At 40.7% G+C, this 3,862-nt stretch carries 1 protein-coding gene; it reads left to right on the forward strand.

Features of this window, described 5'->3' with window-relative positions:
* Positions 1–3,862, forward strand: a 3,862-nt coding sequence (locus DZ60_RS25360) for a hypothetical protein (RefSeq protein WP_034230410.1), incomplete at both ends; no start/stop codon positions are given.

Below are 3,862 nucleotides of genomic sequence, written 5' to 3' on the forward strand. Positions count from 1 at the left end.
GAAACAAGTATCGAAGTTGAAGAAGATACGATACTTCCCGAGGTAAGTGCTTCGGTAGACGGGATATTAACCTGTGATGTTGATTCGGTTACCATTACAGGAACCTCTTCTATTGCTGAAGTTAGTTATGCGTGGATGGGTCCAGATGATTTTACAGCCACCACTCAAGATATCACAGTTTCTGAACCTGGGATCTATACCTTAGAAGTCACTACCGTTTCAGGTTGTATAAGTGAAACAAGTATTGAAGTTGAAGAAGATACGTTACTTCCAGAAGTAAGTGCTTCGGTAGACGGAACATTAACTTGCGATGTTGATTCAGTTACCATTACGGGAACCTCTTCTATTGCTGAAGTTAGTTATTCATGGGTGGGGCCAGATGATTTTACTGCCACCACTCAAGATATTACGGTTTCTGAATCTGGGGTGTATACCTTAGAAGTCACTACCGTTTCGGGTTGTATAAGTGAAACAAGTATCGAAGTTGAAGAAGATACTAAGATTCCTGAAATATTTGCATCAGTTGATGGAATATTGAGCTGTACTGTAACTACGGTACAATTATTAGTTAGCTCAAGCACTTTGGATGTAAGTTATAGTTGGGTTGGACCAAATAATTTTACAAGTACACTACAAAACCCAATAGTTGAAGATGCAGGTGCATATACGGTAACGATTGTAAACCCATTGAATGGCTGCGAAAACTCACAAACTGTTGAGGTAACTTCATCAATAGATATTGATAATACGATTTGGTTAGAAGATTTTCAAAATTTAGAAGATAATACCATTGTAGATAATGGAACTACTGCATGGACATTATCATATGCTGGGACTGATCCCAATCGTTCAAAAGTTGAATCTAATGAATTTGTAAGTTATGGATTAGGCACAGAGTCTATTTGGAGATCTGAAGTAATTGATATTTCTGGGATAACTAATGTCACAGTTTCTGTGGATGTAGCAGGAGAGGGATCTTTAGACTTAAATTCAGATTATTTTCGAATTTATTACATTTTGAACGGAGCAAACGAAACCTTATTCGCGGATCATAATTTTTCGGGACGTTTTTCCCTAAAAACCTCCAAATCAAATCCGTTTGTTGGTAATACATTACAAATAGTAATCCGACAATATAATTCTGGGACAGATGAGTTCTACTTCTTCGATAATGTTAAAGTTGAAGGAGATAAAAATAATACGATCGATGTAAATGCGACTGTAGATGGGACATTGACTTGTGATACGACATCGGTTACTATATTGGCAGAATCATCAATAGAAGAAGTCTCGTATTTCTGGACAGGACCGAATGATTTTAGCGCATCAACTCAAAGCGTTACTGTCAGTGAACCGGGCGAATACACGGTCTTTGTTTCTACTATTGGAGGTTGTACAGGTTCAACAACTGTTACTGCTACACAAGAAATCACACCGCCAGAAGTTTCTATCGCTGCCGATAATAATGGAGCACTAACGTGTACTACCACAAGTTTGGATATCACCGCTACTTCGGATCTTGTCGATGCAACATTTAGCTGGTTAGGTTTTGCAGCTGGCGTTAATCCCATTACGGTTACCGAAGCAGGTGTCTATACTGTTCGTGTTACGAATCCAGCAACCGGATGTTTTACAGAAAATTCGATTGTGATTAGTGAGGATCAAACGGTTCCTGAAGTTTCTATTGTTGCCGATAATAATGGAGCGCTAACTTGTACTACGACAAGTTTGGATATCACAGCGATTTCGGATCTTGTTGATGCAACATTTAGTTGGTCAGGTTTTTCGGCGGGCGTTAATCCAATCACGGTTACAGAAGCAGGCGTTTACACTGTTCGTGTAACAAACCCAGTAACCGGATGTTTTACAGAAGATTCGATTGTGATTAGTGAGGATCAAACGGTTCCTGGAGTTTCTATCGCTGCCGATAATAATGGAGCACTAACGTGTGCTACGACAAGTTTGGATATCACCGCAAGCTCTGATCTTGTTGATGCAATATTTAGTTGGTCCGGTTTTGCAGCTGGTGTGAATCCAATTACAATTACAGAAGCAGGTATCTATACTGTTCGTGTTACGAATCCAGTGACTGGATGTTTTACCGAAGATTCGATTGTGATTATTGAGGATCAAACGGTTCCCGGGGTTTCTATCGCTGCTGATAATAATGGTATTCTTGATTGTACTGTAACAAGTTTGGATATCACAGCTACTTCGGATCTTGTTGATGCAATATTTAGTTGGTCAGGTTTTTCTGCTGGTGTCAATCCAATCACGGTTACAGAAGCAGGCGTCTATACTGTTCGTGTAACAAACCCAGTAACCGGATGTTTTACCGAAGATTCTATTGTGATTAGTGAGGATCAAACAGTTCCCGGAGTTTCTATCGCTGCCGATAATAATGGAGCGCTAACGTGTACTACGACAAGTTTAGCTATCACCGCAAGCTCTGATCTTGTTGATGCAATATTTAGTTGGTCAGGTTTTTCTGCTGGTGTCAATCCAATCACGGTTACAGAAGCAGGCGTTTACACTGTTCGTGTAACAAACCCAGTAACCGGATGTTTTACCGAAGATTCTATTGTGATTAGTGAGGATCAAACGGTTCCTAGTGTCTCTATCGCTGCTGATAATAATGGAGCACTAACCTGTGCTACGACAAGTTTGGATATCACCGCGACTTCGGATCTTGTTGATGCAACATTTAGTTGGTCCGGTTTTGCAGCTGGTGTGAATCCAATTACAATTACGGAAGCCGGCGTGTATACTGTTCGGGTTACGAATCCAGCGACAGGATGTTTTACCGAAGATTCGATTGTGATTAGTGAGGATCAAACGGTTCCCGGAGTTTCTATCGCTGCTGATAATAATGGAGTTATTGATTGTACTGTAACAAGTTTGGATATCACCGCAAGCTCTGATCTTGTTGATGCAATATTTAGTTGGTCCGGTTTTGCAGCTGGTGTGAATCCAATTACAATTACAGAAGCAGGTATCTATACTGTTCGTGTTACGAATCCAGTGACTGGATGTTTTACCGAAGATTCGATTGTGATTATTGAGGATCAAACGGTTCCCGGGGTTTCTATCGCTGCTGATAATAATGGTATTCTTGATTGTACTGTAACAAGTTTGGATATCACAGCTACTTCGGATCTTGTTGATGCAATATTTAGTTGGTCAGGTTTTTCTGCTGGTGTCAATCCAATCACGGTTACAGAAGCAGGCGTCTATACTGTTCGTGTAACAAACCCAGTAACCGGATGTTTTACCGAAGATTCTATTGTGATTAGTGAGGATCAAACAGTTCCCGGAGTTTCTATCGCTGCCGATAATAATGGAGCGCTAACGTGTACTACGACAAGTTTAGCTATCACCGCAAGCTCTGATCTTGTTGATGCAATATTTAGTTGGTCAGGTTTTTCTGCTGGCGTGAATCCAATCACGGTTACCGAAGCTGGCGTCTATACTGTTCGTGTAACAAACCCTGCGACAGGATGTTTTACCGAAGATTCGATTGTTATTAGTGAGGATCAAACAGTTCCCGGAGTTTCTATCGCTGCTGATAATAATGGTATTCTTGATTGTACTGTAACAAGTTTGGATCTTACAGCGACTTCGGATCTTGTTGATGCAATATTTAGTTGGTTAGGTTTTTCTGCTGGCGTGAATCCAATCACAGTTACCGAAGCAGGGGTCTATACCGTTCGGGTGACAAACCCAGCAACCGGATGTTTTACAGAAGATGCTATTGTGATTAGTGAAGATCAAACGGTTCCCGGAGTTTCTATCGCTGCTGATAATAATGGAGCACTAACGTGTACTACGACAAGTTTGGATATTACAGCGACTTCGGATCTTG

The organism is Aquimarina pacifica (genome assembly GCF_000520955.1).
GTDB lineage: Bacteria > Bacteroidota > Bacteroidia > Flavobacteriales > Flavobacteriaceae > Aquimarina > Aquimarina pacifica.